Source organism: Vibrio fluminensis (assembly GCF_015278125.1).
In the GTDB taxonomy this organism is placed as follows: domain Bacteria; phylum Pseudomonadota; class Gammaproteobacteria; order Enterobacterales; family Vibrionaceae; genus Vibrio; species Vibrio fluminensis.
The window spans coordinates 1-16,461 of record NZ_JADILO010000028.1 but is presented as its reverse complement, the minus strand read 5'-3'; the positions used below and the strand labels follow the sequence as shown (position 1 = coordinate 16,461).

Genomic DNA, 16,461 nt, shown 5'->3' with positions numbered 1-16,461 from the left:
ATTAATCCTTTATGCTGTCAAAATGATGATATTGACTGATGATAGCGAGCAAATACCAAGCTCCATGAGGGATCCATTGCTCACCCCATCGCCAGTTTTGCAACATATCATCTTTCTGCTCAGGTGGATTAAATGCGATGTCTTCTTCATCCTCAAAACCGCCTGTAATACCGTTGCAAACGCCACCTTTGGCATTGAAAAAGCCTAAATTAGGTAGGTAATCAGGATTGTTATGACCAAAGCCATCTAACATGCACATATCATACGGATTGTGACCGACAATCCAGTTGAGTGCGTTTTGTCCAAATGTGACAAGTTGTTTTTTTGTCTCCTCATTGGAGACGAAATCTTGAGCGATAAATGCCATGCTCGCTAGGGAGCCGAGGCGAGCATTTTCCCCTTGCCACCAATAGCCAGTTTCATTTTCGTGAGCCACGAAAAATGCATCTCGTTTCTCTCCGTTAACCGCTTTGACATATTGGCGTGGGTAGCCAAATGGATTTGCAACTTGGTGAGTAATCGTCAGTTCAAATTCAACCGCTTGGTTAACGACTTGAGTGATAGTATCGATCGCGGCAGAGTCTTGCTCAATTGAGAGATACTCACACAATGCGATAACAGGTAAGCCTGCTTCTGCGGCGTGAAAGTACGGACGAGTTCCATCTTGATTGGCAGACCAGTAATGCGTTTGAGTCTCATCTGAGTGTTGGCGTGCAGCAAGGCGGTTGGCCCATCGACGACTTTCAGCAAGATAGTCATTGTTGTTGGTCACTCGATAGAGTTCAACAGCGGCAAGTAGTGCACAGTATTCATCAATGATGTTTTCTTCACCGTCATTGATATATTGAGTGTTAAATTCTGTTAGGTGCCAATACGCACTTTCTGCCACTCGTAAATAGTCAACAGATGAGAAGTCACCATCTTGATTCAGACTCGATGCTTTCGCTAATGCTGCGATTGAAATACCACCACCTTGTCTAAATCCTGCTTGGTAATCTTCAGATTTATGACCTTGTTGGGTTGCGTAAGCACAAATCTCACGCTGTTTGATATCTTTTGACCATTTATCAAATACGGTCATGTAGAAAAAACCTTGTTGGCTATACATGCGAACGAGGAAGTCCGCGCCAAATAGTGCTTCTTCAATTAAACGGACAGAGGAAAACTTCGCGAAGTTTTCGTTTTCATCCACGAGATCTAAGCCTTTCAACATATTCCAAACTACCATTGGCGTTTGTTGAGGATTAAAAAAGTTAGCGTAGGATAGGTGGCTGAGATATTTACTCACATCGCCAGATGCATCGTACCAACCACCACGTACGTCGGCCGTTTGATCACTGCCTAAAATAGGTGCTTGTTGATCTTGTTTGTCAAAAATACCGCCACAGCGTTGTGATTTAAAATAATGTAAGACATCAGAAAAAGTACGTTGCATTAGCACACCGCAACCGATTTCAAATGTTTCAGAACGAATATTGTCAAAGCGCAAGTAATAGCGCCCTAATTCTGTATGCTCGGAGAAGTCAATGCGAAAAAAATTCCCTTGGTGCCAATGTGCGACTTTTCCGCCCTTATTGACTTCTATGGACGCAACAGTTTGATGACTGTCAGCACACACCAGTAAGGCAGTGGTAGTAGACAGGCGAGGCTTTCTCGTCATCAATACAGCCTGTTTAGGCCCAAGGGATTCATAACCAATGTGGTTAGTAACTAGCAGCATTGCTGTCTCCGCAAAAAATTTGTAATAACATCTATCAAGAGAGTGAAAGCCAAGAGTCTTTGCTCTTGGCTCTATTAGGGTTAATCTTCGTAGAGGTAACAGCGTACAAAGTGGTTCTCTGATAATTGCGTGACGCTTGGAAGGCGCTCACGACACTTATCCGTCACATGTGTACAGCGACCTGCAAAAGGACAACCAACCGAATTCGGTGTCCAAAGCGGGATTTCCCCTTTGTTCCCTTTCAATTTTTCGTGAATGGACTTACTTGGATCTGGTACTGCAGAAACGAGCAGCTGAGTATATGGATGTTGAGGATCGTGAATGATCTCTTCAGTATCTCCCCACTCAACCATATGGCCGACATACATAACCGCCAAATCTTCAGCAATGTAACGAGCGGTCGCAATATCATGCGTGATGTAAAGTAGAGACATCTGTTTCTCAAACTTCATCTCTTCCATCAGGTTTAGTACACCCGCTCGGATAGATACATCTAGCATTGAAGTTGGTTCGTCCGCGAGTACAACCTCAGCACCAACAGCAATGTTGCGAGCGAGGTTAACACGCTGGCGTTGACCGCCTGATAACTGATGAGGGAACTTCTCAGCAGTCGCTTTTGGTGGGATCAAACCCACTTGTTCTAGTAGATCGTATACGCGCTCTTCTAGCTCTTTCTTGTTGCCCGGTTGTACTTTTTTATGGATCAACAAAGGACGTGCAATATGATGGAAAATGTTGTGCGTTGGATTTAGAGATCCAAACGGGTCTTGCCACACCATTTGCACACCTTCACGGTAGTGCATTAGGTCGCTGCGAGATTTGATGTCCATAATATCGCGCCCTTTGTACTCGATCGTACCTGAGGTTGGCGCGTACATTTTTGCGATCATTTTTGCCGTAGTGGATTTGCCTGAACCAGATTCACCTACCACAGCCAGACCACGACTTTTGTACATTTTGAATGACACATCATTGATAGCACGCATCATTGGTTGTTTTAGGGCATTACTGCTGATAGGGAAATCTTTAACGAGATTTCTTCCTTCTACCAGTAGTTCACCGAATTCTTTGCTCATAATTGTCTCCAGAAATTTTATTTTTGTGCTTTTTTACATTGCTAGATCTTGGTCTGGGCAATTGGCTCACCGTAAAGATGGCAGTTAGAGAAGCGATTTGGCTCGATTTGTCTCAGCTTAGTTTCAACCTGCGTACATTTATCATGCACTCGGTCACAACGGGCTTGGAAACGACAGCCTTGAGGTACTTCTAGTAAGTTCAATGGGTTACCAGGAATACCAGTTAGCTTCGTTTTTGGTCCGGTTAGCGGAGGGAATGAGCTACCCAAACCTTTGGTATAAGGGTGGTATGGGCTAGTTAAAATTTCTTTCGATGGAGCAACTTCGATCAATTCACCTGAGTACATGATGCCAATTCGATCTGAGAACTCGACCATTAAAGATAAGTCATGAGTAATAAATAGAATTGAGAAACCGAACTCTTCTTTTAGTGCATAAATCTTTTGTAGAATTTCACGTTGAACCACTACATCAAGTGCTGTCGTTGGTTCATCCATGATGATCATTTTCGGGTTTAATGCTAAGGCAATTGCAATCACAAGACGCTGACGCATGCCTCCAGAAAACTGGTGAGGGTAGTCAGTGAGGCGACTAGGGTGAATATCAACAATTTCCAGTAAACCTTCTGCACGCTTACGAGCTTGATCACGAGTCATGTTGGTGTGGCGCATTATTACGTCACAGAACTGATCTTCCATGGTTAGCACTGGATTTAGCGCGTTCATCGCACTTTGGAAAACCATCGACATCTCACTCCAACGGAATGACTGCATACGCTCATCGCTGTACTCTAAGATATTCTCGCCATTGAAGATTACCTCACCACCAGTGATAAACGCAGGCGGCTTATGAAGGCGCATTAGTGAGAAAGCAACGGTTGATTTACCACATCCAGACTCACCAGCAAGGCCGAATACCTCACCTGGAGCAATGTCAAAGCTAACGTTGTTACAAGCTCGGACATCGCCCGAGGCTGTAATGTAGTCAACACATAGGTTGCGGATAGAAATTAGTGGTGCTGTCATGGTTATTTATCTCCGCTCCAAAGTGCATTTTGTGGTGGTAGTTCAGGCTCGCGTGCTTTCTTCTCTTGCGCTGCAAGTTTCTTCCAACGCTTCATGCCTTTGTGTGAACGAAGTTGCGGGTTGGCAATTTCATCTACCGCGAAGTTGAGTAGTGCTAGACCTGTCATCAGTAGGATTAATGCTGAACATGGAGCCAGAAGTTCCCACCAAGCGCCAATGAGCATTGATGATGATGTCTGAACGTTGTACAACATGATGCCCCAACTTACGGTATTCGGGTCGCCTAGACCTAGGAACGAGATAGTCGCTTCCATCATGATTGCGTACATGACTGAACCGATGAAGCTTGCGCCCACGATAGGGATAAGGTTCGGTAGAATCTCAACGAAGATAATGCGCCATGAAGACTCACCCAATACTTCCGCTGCTTTAACAAACTCTTTTTCACGCAAAGCCATGGTTTGAGAGCGTATTACACGAGCGCCCCATGCCCAGGCGGTAAAACCGATAATGAGGGCAATTGTCAGTGGGCCTGCCTCACCGATAAAGGCGGCCAGTACAAACAACAGAGGATATTGAGGGATAACCAACATGATGTTCATCGCAGCTGTCAGCGTGTCATCGATGCGGCCTCCAAAGTAACCAGCAGAAATACCGATCACTGTGGCTAGGAAACAAACCGTAATACCTGCACCAAAACCAACCGCAAGTGACACTCGAGCACCGTGGACAAATTGTGACCAAATGTCACGACCCATACGGCTTGTACCCATAACGTGATCCGCTTTCTTAGACATGATCAACGTGCGACGATCATCAGCTAAGTTTTGTGCGATCCAGCCATCAGGATTAGCTTGCGCAGATTTTACGACGATAGACGGGTATTCATGGGGGTTACCCGTGCGTTTATCTGGCGCATGCTTAGCTAGCATAGGTGCAAATAGTGCGATAAATAAAAAGCAAGCTAGGATAATGCTACCTACCAGGGCCATCGGGTTACCGACAACGAGTTTTAGGAAACCTTTCATAATTATTTGCCTCCCTTGCGTAGGCGAGGATCAAGAACAACATAAAGCATGTCAGCTAGAAGGTTAAAGAACAGCATGAACAGAGTCATGATAAGTAGCTGACCTTGGAGAACTTGGTAATCACGCGCTTTGATCGCGTTAAATAGGACAGAACCAAGACCTGGATAGTTGAAGATAATTTCGATGATTAGCTGACCACCAATCGCCATACCGAGTGCCATTGAAAGGGCGGTCACGCTTGGTAGCATCGCGTTACGTGCTGCGTAATTGAATACGATACGTTTCTCGTTGAGGCCCTTACCTTTTGCCATAGTGATGTAGTCTTCAGCAAGAAGGTTAATCATGTTGTTACGCATGTTAACTAGGAAGCCACCGATCTGAACAACGGTTGCACAGAAAAGAGGAAGAACAGCGTGATAAGCAACGTCTTTAATGAATGCCCAACTCGTCCAATCTGGAGAAGTACCAGCAGTATATGCGTAACCCGTTGGGAACCACTTTAGTCCGATAGCGAACGTAAATAGAGCGATCATCGCAATTACTACTTGCGGTACCGCTTGGATTACTAGCATACCTGGAGTAATAAACGCATCGTACTTACTACCGCGTTTCCAAGCTGCATAGATACCTAGAATTGAGCCTAAAGAGAAAGATAGAATTACAGCGGTACCGGCTAGGAATAGTGACCAGCCAAATGCGCCACCTAGTAATGTATTCACAGATAGCGGATAGAACTGGATTGATGTACCCAATTCCCAGCTAAGAATGTTTTTCATGTAAGCAACATATTGAACCAGCAGGCCGCCATCGACGAAACCTAAAAGCTCTTTCATTGCTGCGATACGTTCAGGTGTTACCTGAACAGAAGCGTTAGCAAACATCATGGTAACTGGGTCACCAGGCATTGCTCGCGGAATAATAAAGTTCAAAGTTGCCGCAACCAAAAGAGCGACAAAATAAAATGACAAACGTCTTAAAAAATAACCCATAACTTACACCTTACTCACCCAGATTTTCCCTGTTCCTGGTGTCAGGTCGCTCAGCGCGAAACTACAAATTTGAGCGTAATAATCCCCTGACGCTTGGCGCCATACCTTTCTTTGCTAGTAGGAAGGGAGGGGGAATATGCGACGCACAGGAAGTGCGCCGCAAGATTGCCTATTACTTAACTGGTTTTAGGTCCAGTACGTGTAGTAGACGCTCAGGGATACCAGCCCAAATGTTTGGACGGCCTTGAGGATTTTCTTCGTTCCACCAACCAGTAAAGCGAGTTGTGTTGTACTGGAACATGTATGCGCCAGACATTACAGGGATCGTTACTTGGTCAGCTGCGATGATAGCTTGGATACCGTGTGCGATATCTAGCTGTTCTTTCTTATCAGCAGTCTTGTAGAAGCTGTTCAGTAGCTTGTCTAGCTCTGCATTTTTGTAGTAGTGCAGTGCGAAACGTGGCATACCGTCGCCAGACTGAAGGCTTGAGTTGTAACCACTGTTCCAGTACAAGTGTGGATCTGCACCGTGGAAGTAGTTGGTGTACGCTACGTCGTACGTTGCTTCAAGCATAGCTTGGTTGTACACAGAGAAGTCTGGAGTACGTGCTTTTGCTTTGATGCCTACTTCAGCTAGTTGCTCAACTGCAAGTTGAACTGTGTTGTTGAAGTCTGTCCAACCATTTGGTGATTGAATTAGAAGCTCGAAAGACTTACCAGATGGAGTGTCAACAAAACCATCTTTGTTTACATCTTTAAAGCCCGCTTTCGCTAGTAGCGCTTTAGCACCTTCAACGTTGTACGTGTTGTAACCTTTGTACTTGTTGTGAGTCTCTTCGTCTGACCAAGTCTTAAATGCGTAACCTAGACCTGATGCGAAGTCATTCACTGTACCGCCGCCGTAGAATGCGATGTCGATAATAGTTTGACGGTCAAGAGCCATAGAGAACGCACGACGGAAGTCAACGTTAGTTAGCGCTTCGTTCTTCACTGCATCTGGGTGCTTGAAGTTTACCACAAATGCTTGCGTACCTGCTGGCGGGTACCAGTACTGGTGGTTAGGGCTCGCAGCCGCGTAAGTGCGGTCGATGTCAGGAATGAATGAAGAAGTCCAGTCCATCTCACCGTTTACAACTTTACCAAGGAATTGGTCGTTGTTTGCGATTTGAGGAACACGTAGACAGTCAACGTCTAGGTTGTCTGCATCCCAGTAGTTCGGGTTTTCACACTGAACATAAAGTTGCGGTGTAAATGTAGCAATTTCAGTGAACGGACCGCTACCAACTGGGTTTTCGTTCGTAAAGGTTGAAGGATCTTCTACCTTGCTCCATACGTGCTCAGGCACTACTGGAACTTTTACGATTTCGTAAGCTGCGTTTGAGTTTGCTTCTTTGATGTTGAACTTAACTTGGTAGTCGTTCAGCTTCTCAACGCTAGATACCCATGAATTGATACCGCTTTGGTCTAGTTCTGGCTTCTCTTTAACTAGGTTGAATGAGTAGATAACGTCATCCGCGTCAAACTTCTCACCGTCAGACCATTTCACACCTTTACGGATATCAAATACAACACTTAGTAGGTCGTCAGCAATAGTGTAGTTCTCTGCTAGACGAAATACTGGCGTGTTACCTTGCATTTCATTGAACACTACTAGCGGCTCGTATAGGAAGTCCGTTGTAGTGTGCAAGTTTGTTGCACCTAGGTATGGGTTGAAGTTACGAACAAAAGTCGTGAACTCTTTAGGGTGGATCGTTAGTTCATTTTTTTCTGCAGCAGTTGCTACTGAAGCAAAGCCAGTAGTTGCAGTTGCGATAATCGCTGTTGCTAGTGCAGTTTTTTTAATGTTGGCAAGCATAGCTGTTCCTTACTATTTGCTTTCATTTCACTAATGGATATGAATGTTATCAATTGATGAACACTCTCTAAGGCCTACCTCAGTTGTCTGTTTAACGTCGGAGGGTGTTAAACATTCGAGTGGCCTGTAGGCCTTAGGCACGGTTAAGAAAACACCGAATTTAGTTGTTTGGCAATTTCGATTCCCGTAAAAAACGTCAAAAATTACTATTCTTACGTCAATAACGTTAATATCGATATTGGTGTGTGTTTTTTTAATGGTTTTTTAACATTGATATCACTCGCAAAATGTCAGTGCGAACTTTGTGTCGGTTAGTGGTTACTTACTTTCTATGGGTTTATGAGTATGGTCTTGTTTGAGTGTGTATTTCCATGAGATCTTTGTCACTTATGTGGTTGGTAGTTAATTTTAACTGCTAAATTAAATCTGCCGAATTGTTGTGATAGCCATCTCAAATACGCTCATATTTTGTCACAATCAGCTAATTCTTGCTGAATAAGTGTGCGATTGCTATCTAGTTGAAGCGTTTTTAACAACATGGCTAGAGTTGTTTTGCAGCAAATAAAAACGATTTTTTGCCTTAATTACCGGCAAAAAAAACTCACCGAACGGGGTGAGTTTTTTTTCGCGCTATCGGATGCTTAGGTGGTGAGTAAATGTTGCAGCTTATCGCGAAGCTCTTCTATCTTGCTACGTTCTTTAGTTAAATCCGAACAGTTATCAAGAATGTACTCTAACGAATTAAGCACGGTACGCCAGCGAGGCGTTTTTGGTAAAGTTTCTATGCGCAAGTACTTATCGAGCGTTCGAGTTTGCAGCGTACTCCTATCGAGATAGACGCGCCATAAGCCACTTTGCTCAGCAAAGACAAACTTGCTATTCCCCGTTGAACTTTCCCAATATTCAATCGCTGTTGTCATGGCCTCAACAAGCACTTCTCTCATTAGATCGTGTTTGGATTTTTGTTCGCCTGATACTCGATCAGCAAGGCGAGTAAATTCGCCTCCGAGTTCTTTAAGTTGTTGTAGTTTGGCTTTGTCACCATCAAATGCATAACTCGATAGTGCTTCAATGGCCGTCTCTAAATTATTTACTCTTTGAGTATTTGCACTCCCACCATGATCGAAGATATACATAGACTTTAAGCCAGATGCATCGGGTAGGCGAAGGATGTCACCGTTAATATGCTGACGCGTATCTTCAATATAGATGTCAACTTTACCGCAGTAATGAGGTTGTGTGATATCAAGGAACTTAGGTGAGAGAAGTTCTTCAGCATTCGCTCGTTTTAATTGTTCGACAGAGCGTTTAAACAGTTTTGCCGCCGCTTCGTTGGCAAAACGCACTTTACCATCTGAGCGCGTGCAGAGAATGGCTTCTGGCGCAGACTCTAATTGCTCAAGTAGGCGATTCTGTGTTTCGATAAGGCTTGCTTCAACGGCAGAGCGCTGACGCAGTTCATCTTGCAGCGCTTGGTTTTCTAAGCGACGTTGTTCAGCTTGGCTTGCTGCTAAGTGCACTTGCATTCTCGCCGCTAATTCTTGTTTGTTGAATGGCTTTGATAGATAGTCATTTGCGCCAGAGTTGAAGCCTCTGATACGGTCGTCTGCTTGATTCAGTGCCGTTAGCATGATGACTGGCAGTTCAATGCTATCAAATTGCTGGCGAATCGTTTCACACACTTGATAACCTGTTAAGCCTGGCATCATCACGTCGAGAAGAATCAATGCTGGTTTTTCATCTTCAATGGATTGTAGTGCCTCATAACCGTCTTTGGCGCAGTGAACACGGTAGCCTGACAACCTCAAGAAGCTCTCGAGTACTTTTACATTGACCGGTTCATCATCGACGACTAACAGTAATTCACCATCTGGATTTGAAGGCAGATTTACTTGTTCGTTATCTTCAAGAACAAAGTTCTCTGGAGCGACGAAGTGAATACTATCACTATGACTTGCAAGAGCGACTTGTTCTTCAGTTGCAAGTGGTAGGGTAAAGCTAAACGTTGTACCAACCATAGTTTGGCTGCTTACATACAGAGCGCCACCCATCAGATCAATTAATTGGCGACTGATTGATAAACCGAGCCCAGCACCTTGACGATAGCGGCTAGAATCACTTCCGGCTTGAGTTAAAGGTTCAAAGATGTGCTCAAGTTGATCGGCAGGTATGCCTTGTCCTGTGTCAACCACTTGAATGCGCATTTTGGCATCAACGATGTTCGCTGATATGACAATTTTACCCTCGTTGGTATATTTGATCGCATTGCCCACGAGGTTATACAGCACTTGTTCCAAACGTTGTGGATCGGCGGCGACCCAAACTGGTTCAGTTGGAACTTGATTAATAATCCGAATCTGTTTGTTGCCCAGCAAATGTGAAGATAGCTCCAACACCAAACGAGTAGCGGTGGAGAGATCGACCGCACTGGTATTAATATCCATATTGCCGTAGCGCATTTTGTGGTAATCAAGCAGATCGTCGACCAAGTTTGCTAAGCGCTGTCCACTGCTAATAATGATATCCAATTGATATTTATGTTCTGAACGAAGCGGCCCATTGGCTCCAGAAACCAGCGCTTCAGCAATTCCTATCATGCCATGTAAAGGCGTGCGCAGTTCATGGGATGTGGTTGCGAGAAATTCATCTTTCAGTTTGTTCGCAACTTGTAGTTCGTCATTTTTTTGCTGAATCAGTTTGATATTGTTTTCAAGCTCTTGATTCTGTTCTTTGATCAATTGCATTTTTTCACGAATGGAGCGTTGCATACGCTCAAACGCGATCGCAAGACGGCCTATTTCATCTTTACGCTCGGTATTGATTTCTGCATTGAGGTCGCCCGCAGATGCTTTTTCGGCCGACCAAGTGAGTTTGAGTAGTGGGGCAGTAATGAAATTGGACAAGTAGTGTGAAGCGATGACAACGAGAATTATCGCCAATAGCATCGCGACTACAAATACGGTTTCAAGTTGTTTAATCCGAGAAAATGCTTCTTCTTCAGGTACTTCTACCACTAGTGCCCAGTCCAACCCTTTAGATTCGATGTGACTATGAGCGGCGATAATCTCAGCACCGTTAGCGTTGGTGAAAGTGCCAACCATAGGTGGTTTTGTAAAAGCAGTATCGATGATTGACTGACTGCTATCGACATCCGCTTGCTCGAACGAAAGAGTGCGCAACTTGTTATCTTTGCCGACTAATAAGGTTTTTAGCTCCCAAATATTATTATTGTCGGCAATAAGTTTGGTTAAGCTGTTATTTGGTAGCCTAAACATCGCGTAGCTATGCAGGTAACCTTGCTGAATTATAGGCGCGCCAATCCAAGCGAAACTTTTGTCACCTTCTTGCATGAAGTCAGAAAACACCACAGGTGTATAGTCTTGATTGTCTTTGCGTTTGCTACTTATTTCATCGCGGAGCTTTTTAAATGCCAACCCTAGATTGGCTTGCTTGAACTCTCCTTCAAGTAGATTGGTACCATAGTAGTCATACTTAAAGATGGAATAAGTCACGTTGCCATTAATATCGACTAGCAGAATATCGTCAAAATCAGAGCGTTTAAGGAGTTCCAGAAATGAACGATGGTAACGAGTATGAAGCAAGCGGTAACGCTCAGTGCCATTGTAAACCGGTGATTCAGGTAATATAAAAGTCTTGATTTGATTGCCTGAGCCCGGGATGTAGCGTTTTTGTGCGTACTCCCTTGCCTGAGTCATATCGAGCCCAAGGCTCTGAAAGGCATTGACTAAACCATAGAATCTTCCTCCACTGGCATAGGCAAGTTCAGAGCGAACAAAACCCATCACCTCAGATTCACGCGCGTTAAGATAATCTGTAATTTGCTGATGTTTACTATCGCGAACAGAAATGAGGTGTGATGTGCTTTGCTCTTGGAGATCTTGACTATGAGATTGGAGAAAAAAGAGAGCGATCAGCGTTAAAGGCGTAATACTTAACGCTAAAAATGCACCCATCAAGGTATTTTGCAGACGTTTAAAACGTTGTTTCCGATACAACTTAAACATAATAAAGAGTATGACTTTCCATGAAAACTGGGCCTGTTTTGTTGGCCATATAAATTATGCGTACAGTGATGCTCTAACTTGCAGTGAATGGCATGAATCAGTCCGTCAAAAACTGCATTTAGGTCGTGTGATCTAAAAATGACAAAATTAACGAGTTTTTTTACTTTGACAAGTAAGTCCAATCTAAAGCGTGCTAGGCGACGCAGAATTTCGTTATTTGAGAGGAAATAGCCCAGAAAATGGGGAGTTTCTGGGCAATAGGGATTAATTTTTCGCGTAGTAAATGGCGAATTTATTGGTCTTATTTAGCGTGTCGCATTTACCAAACGCTTGTTCGATAATTGGTGGGTACTGCAAAAAGCTATTAGCCACGATCAACAATTCACCGTTCGATTTCAACTGTTTTGGCGCATCTTTTAGCAAGGTTTCCGTCGCACTATAGCTGGTATCAAGCCCTGAGTGGAAAGGAGGATTGCTCACGATAAATTGGTAGTCATCTGCACAATCAGAATATACGTCCGAGGCAAATACTTTGCCTTGCAGATTGTTAGCCGTAAGGGTTGCTTTTGAGGACTCTATCGCTAGAGCACTGATGTCACACATCTCTAATTCGATACTTGGATTCAGTGTTGCCATTACGCTGCCAATCACACCCGCGCCACAGCCAAAATCAAGCACTTTGTCTTGTAGGGTTGGTAAGGTATCGAGCAGTAGTTTACTGCCAATATCAAATTCACCATGGCTAAATACACCAGGCAGGCTTTTGATGGTTAATGTGTGCTCTTGGTAGTTAACAGAATAGGTTTTAAACCATTCCTGCATGTTAAACGGCTTGACGCTTTGCATGCATTGCCCCCAGTAAAATGAGCAACGGCGTGCCGAGTCAAATTTATTGATGATGCCGTAAGGTTTGAACATTTTTTCAATGCTTTTCACCCCAGAGCGGTTTTCACCTACGACAACAATTTCGGTATCTTTGCCCAGCTTCGCCATTAACATCGCAAGCAAATAGTCGGCTTCCGCTTTTGCTTTCGGCCAGTAGAGCAATACCATGTCCGCATTTGTATCGTGATCAAACTCAGCACCAAATACAGCAGTAATATTTGAGTAGGCTTGTAATTGGCGGAAGTAGCCATAGTGAGTGGTGAACACTGTGACAGATTCACAATGTTTCGCTAACTCAATTGGAAACAAATCTTCGGCTTCGCCAGCAACGAGAACATGCTTACCTGAGAAGTAGGCAAGTTGGCGTTCGGCAATCTGGCTTGGTGCGATGTAGGCAGACATGATGTAGCTCGACTGAATAAAAAAGAGGGGGGATTCTCTCATAATCCCCCCTCTGTTGTTAACTCTTATCTTGTTGGTCTAAGAAGTCGGAAAACTCTTCTTCATAGATATAGAAAAGCACCATAGTGACAGCAAAGATGATTGGGCCGTAAATCAGACCGATCAAACCAAACAGATGCAGACCACCGAGTAGAGAGAAGAAAATCATTAGCGTGTTCATGCCTGCGCTGCCTTGCATTAACAATGGGCGCAATAAGTTATCAATTGAGCCTACAACTGCAACACTCCATACCAGTAAAAATACCGCCCAAGTGGTATCGCCGATGATAAATAGATAAAGGGTCGCAGGTATCCAAATTAGAGCAGTGCCAACAACAGGAATAAAGGAAGCAAAGCCCATCATCGTTCCCCAGAATAGCCCAGGGAAACCTGCTAGCCACATACCAAAACCGCCAGCAATACCTTGAGCTATCGCAGTTAGAAACGATCCCATTACCGCTGATTTTGCGACTTTCTCTACTTCATTGAGTAGCTTGTCTTCTTGGCTGCGAGATAGTGGCAAAATATGACGCATCGCTGAAATGATTTTGTCGTGATCGCGTAGTAGGAAGAAAAGCACAAACAGCATAAGGAAAAACGACATTAGGAAATTGGTCGCATCGCCTAATATTTTTGCGCTAAAACCGACAATATTAGAACCAAATGTAGTGGCAAATTGTGCGACTCGCTGCGCGATCTCTTGCGGTTTAATCTCTTCAAACGGCAAGTAGGTATTAATCAACTTAAGTCCTTTCACCACCCAAGGGTGAGCAAAGACTTCTTGGATACCGCCATGGGTTACCCAATAGTAGACGTTTTGTGAGAATACGGTGCCTTGTTGCACAATCGCGGCAAACACGAACAATAATGGAATCACAATAATAAAAGTGAGGATCACGCAAGAAAGCAGTGAAACGATGTTTTCGTGATTCGGTAGTTTTTTCTCAAGCCACTCATGGATAGGGAACATGAGTAGTGACAGAATAAACGCCATCACAATGGAATTAATGTACGGTTCAACCAAAAGAAAACAGGCGAAGCCTGCCCCAAGTAAGGCCGCGATCAGAACCCAATGCCCTGACGTAATTTTAACTTTATCTGTCACGGTTATGCCCAATAGATAAACAAGATATAGAGTATAATGGCTTGAATTCTGAGTGTTATCAACGGGGAGTTAAATGATGGGCTGTTGTAACAATGATAAATGCAGCGCGGAAACTAGCGTGAAAACGAGCAAGCGTGTTCCTTGGTTTGCTATTACAGCGATTGGTTTGGTGTTATTAGTGCTGTTCAACTGGCAATAAAAAAGGCTGCTTGTGCAGCCTTTTTGTCAAATTAACAGGAAAATGAGCGATTAGGCTTCTTGAGCCAAGATCGCAAAACAGCGATCTGCAGCGCTTAGTGTTGCTTCGATTTCTTTGCTGCCATGAGCAAGAGATGTAAAGCTTGCTTCAAATGCTGACGGTGCCAAGTAAACGCCGTGATCAAGCATTAAGTGGAAGAAACGCTTGAAGCGTTCAACATCACACTTCGTTACGTCTTCGTAGCAAGTTACGGTCTCTTGTTCAGTGAAGAAGAAACCAAACATGCCACCCACTTGGTTTACCACTAGTGGAATACCGTGTTTATCAGCAAGCTGTTTGAAGCCATCTGCTAGTTGTTGAGTGATGTATGCTAGACGCTCTTCATTGCCTTCTGCACGAAGAACATTCAAACATGCAAAACCTGCGGCCATTGCAACTGGGTTACCTGATAAGGTACCTGCTTGGTATACAGGACCTGTTGGCGCAATGTATTGCATTACGTCACGGCGACCACCAAAAGCACCCACAGGCATACCACCGCCGATAACTTTACCTAGCGTGGTTAGATCTGGCTTGATGTTGTAGTGTGCTTGTGCGCCGCCAAGAGCAACGCGGAACCCCGTCATTACTTCATCAAAAATCAGTAGCGCACCTTCTTGGTCACAGATTTCACGTAGACCTTGGTGGAAACCATCTACTGGTGGAATACAGTTCATGTTGCCCGCTACTGGTTCAACGATGATACAAGCGATTTGGTCTTTATTCGCTGTAAATAGCTCGCGCACAGAATCTAAATCGTTAAACGTTGCCGTCAGTGTGTGTTTAGCAAAATCCGCAGGAACACCTGGTGAGCTCGGTTGACCTAATGTCAGTGCACCTGAACCTGCTTTTACTAGTAGGCTGTCTGCGTGGCCGTGGTAACAACCTTCAAATTTGATAATTTTATCACGACCAGTAAAACCACGAGCTAGGCGAATTGCACTCATGGTCGCTTCAGTACCTGAGCTAACCATACGCACTTGTTCCATTGAAGGAACAAGCTCGCTCACAAGCTCTGCCATATTAATTTCAAGTTCTGTTGGTGCGCCAAAGCTTAGACCACGCTGAGCTGCACTGATTACCGCTTCACGAATCGCAACATGGTTGTGGCCAAGGATCATTGGACCCCACGATCCAACGTAATCAATGTATGCTTTGCCGTCAGCATCAAAAATTAGAGGGCCATCAGCACTTTCAACGAATACCGGTGCGCCACCAACGCCATTAAAAGCTCGAACTGGTGAGTTCACACCACCCGGGATGGTTTTTTGCGCTTTTTCATACAGGTCTGCTGATTTGGTCATTGATATATCCTCTTTTGATTGCTCGGACCAACATATGGCGGGCATTGTACCCCTCCTAACGGCGATGAAAAACGTTTTCCACAATATTCTCTACAAAATAAGTTTCAACTTGTGAGCTAAACATTTTGATAACACATCGTTGCATTATTAAATGACTCAATTAGTGGTGAATACTTGAACGCTGCACTCAGGTATTAGATAATCACACAATCAATAAAACATAACTGCTGCGAAAATGCCGCTTAATATGGGCAGTAGAGTAAGTAGTAGCGACAAGTGAGAGAGGTCGGTGTGAGCGAAGCCAATATCCCCCTAACTTTTTCTGATGCGGCGGCAAAGCGCGTTAACACTTTGATTGCCGAAGAAGAAAACCCAAATTTAAAACTGCGCGTGTACATCACAGGCGGCGGTTGTAGTGGTTTCCAATACGGTTTCACTTTTGATGAAAGCGTTAACGACGGTGACACCACGATCGTAAATAGTGGTGTAACACTGGTTGTTGACCCTATGAGCTTACAATACCTAATCGGCGGCGAAGTGGATTACACTGAAGGCCTAGAGGGTTCACGTTTCTTCGTCAACAACCCTAACGCTACAACGACATGTGGTTGTGGTGCTTCATTTAGCGTGTAAGCCCTTGACCCGTCCTGATATGGGTTGACACTTTTTAGTTAAAACGCTCGGTGTACTTCATCGGGCGTTTTGTATTTTAGCGCTGTATGAGGCCTCATCTGATTATAGATTTCTACTGACTCAGCGACCATTTTTCT

12 protein-coding genes are annotated in these 16,461 nt (G+C 44.2%); 1 reads left to right on the top strand and 11 read right to left on the bottom strand.

Going from position 1 to position 16,461, the window contains the following annotated elements:
• Position 1 precedes the first annotated feature (1 nt).
• The 10 genes from IRQ95_RS16555 to hemL all read right to left on the bottom strand — a co-directional run bounded on the left by IRQ95_RS16555 (position 2) and on the right by hemL (position 15,691).
• Positions 2-1,720 carry a glycoside hydrolase family 9 protein gene (locus IRQ95_RS16555; protein WP_194437961.1) on the bottom strand — a complete coding sequence of 573 codons (1,719 nt, stop codon included), beginning with the start codon at positions 1,718-1,720 and terminating at the stop codon, positions 2-4.
• An 80-nt stretch (positions 1,721-1,800) separates the two neighbouring features.
• Positions 1,801-2,796 carry an ABC transporter ATP-binding protein gene (locus IRQ95_RS16550; protein WP_194437960.1) on the bottom strand — a complete coding sequence of 332 codons (996 nt, stop codon included), beginning with the start codon at positions 2,794-2,796 and terminating at the stop codon, positions 1,801-1,803.
• Between the two features lie 41 nt (positions 2,797-2,837).
• Positions 2,838-3,821 carry an ABC transporter ATP-binding protein gene (locus IRQ95_RS16545; RefSeq protein ID WP_194437959.1) on the bottom strand — a complete coding sequence of 328 codons (984 nt, stop codon included), beginning with the start codon at positions 3,819-3,821 and terminating at the stop codon, positions 2,838-2,840.
• A 2-nt stretch (positions 3,822-3,823) separates the two neighbouring features.
• Positions 3,824-4,849: an ABC transporter permease gene (locus IRQ95_RS16540; RefSeq protein ID WP_194437958.1), complete on the bottom strand. Its 1,026-nt coding sequence runs from the start codon at positions 4,847-4,849 to the stop codon at positions 3,824-3,826.
• Between the two features lie 2 nt (positions 4,850-4,851).
• The gene (locus tag IRQ95_RS16535; protein ID WP_075649342.1) at positions 4,852-5,838 is read right to left on the bottom strand and encodes an ABC transporter permease; all 987 of its coding nucleotides are present in this window, start codon (positions 5,836-5,838) and stop codon (positions 4,852-4,854) included.
• A 172-nt stretch (positions 5,839-6,010) separates the two neighbouring features.
• Complete coding sequence (locus IRQ95_RS16530) at positions 6,011-7,693, bottom strand: ABC transporter substrate-binding protein (RefSeq protein ID WP_194437957.1); 1,683 nt, start codon at positions 7,691-7,693, stop codon at positions 6,011-6,013.
• A gap of 641 nt (positions 7,694-8,334) precedes the next feature.
• Entirely contained in the window at positions 8,335-11,718 is a 3,384-nt protein-coding gene (locus IRQ95_RS16525; RefSeq protein WP_194437956.1) for a response regulator, read from the bottom strand.
• A 264-nt stretch (positions 11,719-11,982) separates the two neighbouring features.
• Entirely contained in the window at positions 11,983-13,005 is a 1,023-nt protein-coding gene (gene rsmC / locus IRQ95_RS16520; protein ID WP_194438025.1) for a 16S rRNA (guanine(1207)-N(2))-methyltransferase RsmC, read from the bottom strand.
• A gap of 58 nt (positions 13,006-13,063) precedes the next feature.
• Positions 13,064-14,149: an AI-2E family transporter gene (locus IRQ95_RS16515; protein ID WP_194437955.1), complete on the bottom strand. Its 1,086-nt coding sequence runs from the start codon at positions 14,147-14,149 to the stop codon at positions 13,064-13,066.
• 249 nt (positions 14,150-14,398) lie between these two features.
• Positions 14,399-15,691, bottom strand: coding sequence for a glutamate-1-semialdehyde 2,1-aminomutase (gene hemL, locus IRQ95_RS16510; RefSeq protein ID WP_194437954.1), 1,293 nt, complete (start codon positions 15,689-15,691; stop codon positions 14,399-14,401).
• 291 nt (positions 15,692-15,982) lie between these two features.
• Here hemL and erpA point away from each other — a divergent pair, with 291 nt between their 5' ends.
• Complete coding sequence (gene erpA, locus IRQ95_RS16505) at positions 15,983-16,324, top strand: iron-sulfur cluster insertion protein ErpA (RefSeq protein ID WP_194437953.1); 342 nt, start codon at positions 15,983-15,985, stop codon at positions 16,322-16,324.
• A 38-nt stretch (positions 16,325-16,362) separates the two neighbouring features.
• Here erpA and IRQ95_RS16500 read toward each other — a convergent pair.
• The coding region (locus IRQ95_RS16500) for an integrase core domain-containing protein (protein ID WP_194435861.1) at positions 16,363-16,461 on the bottom strand (99 nt) is incomplete at its 5' end.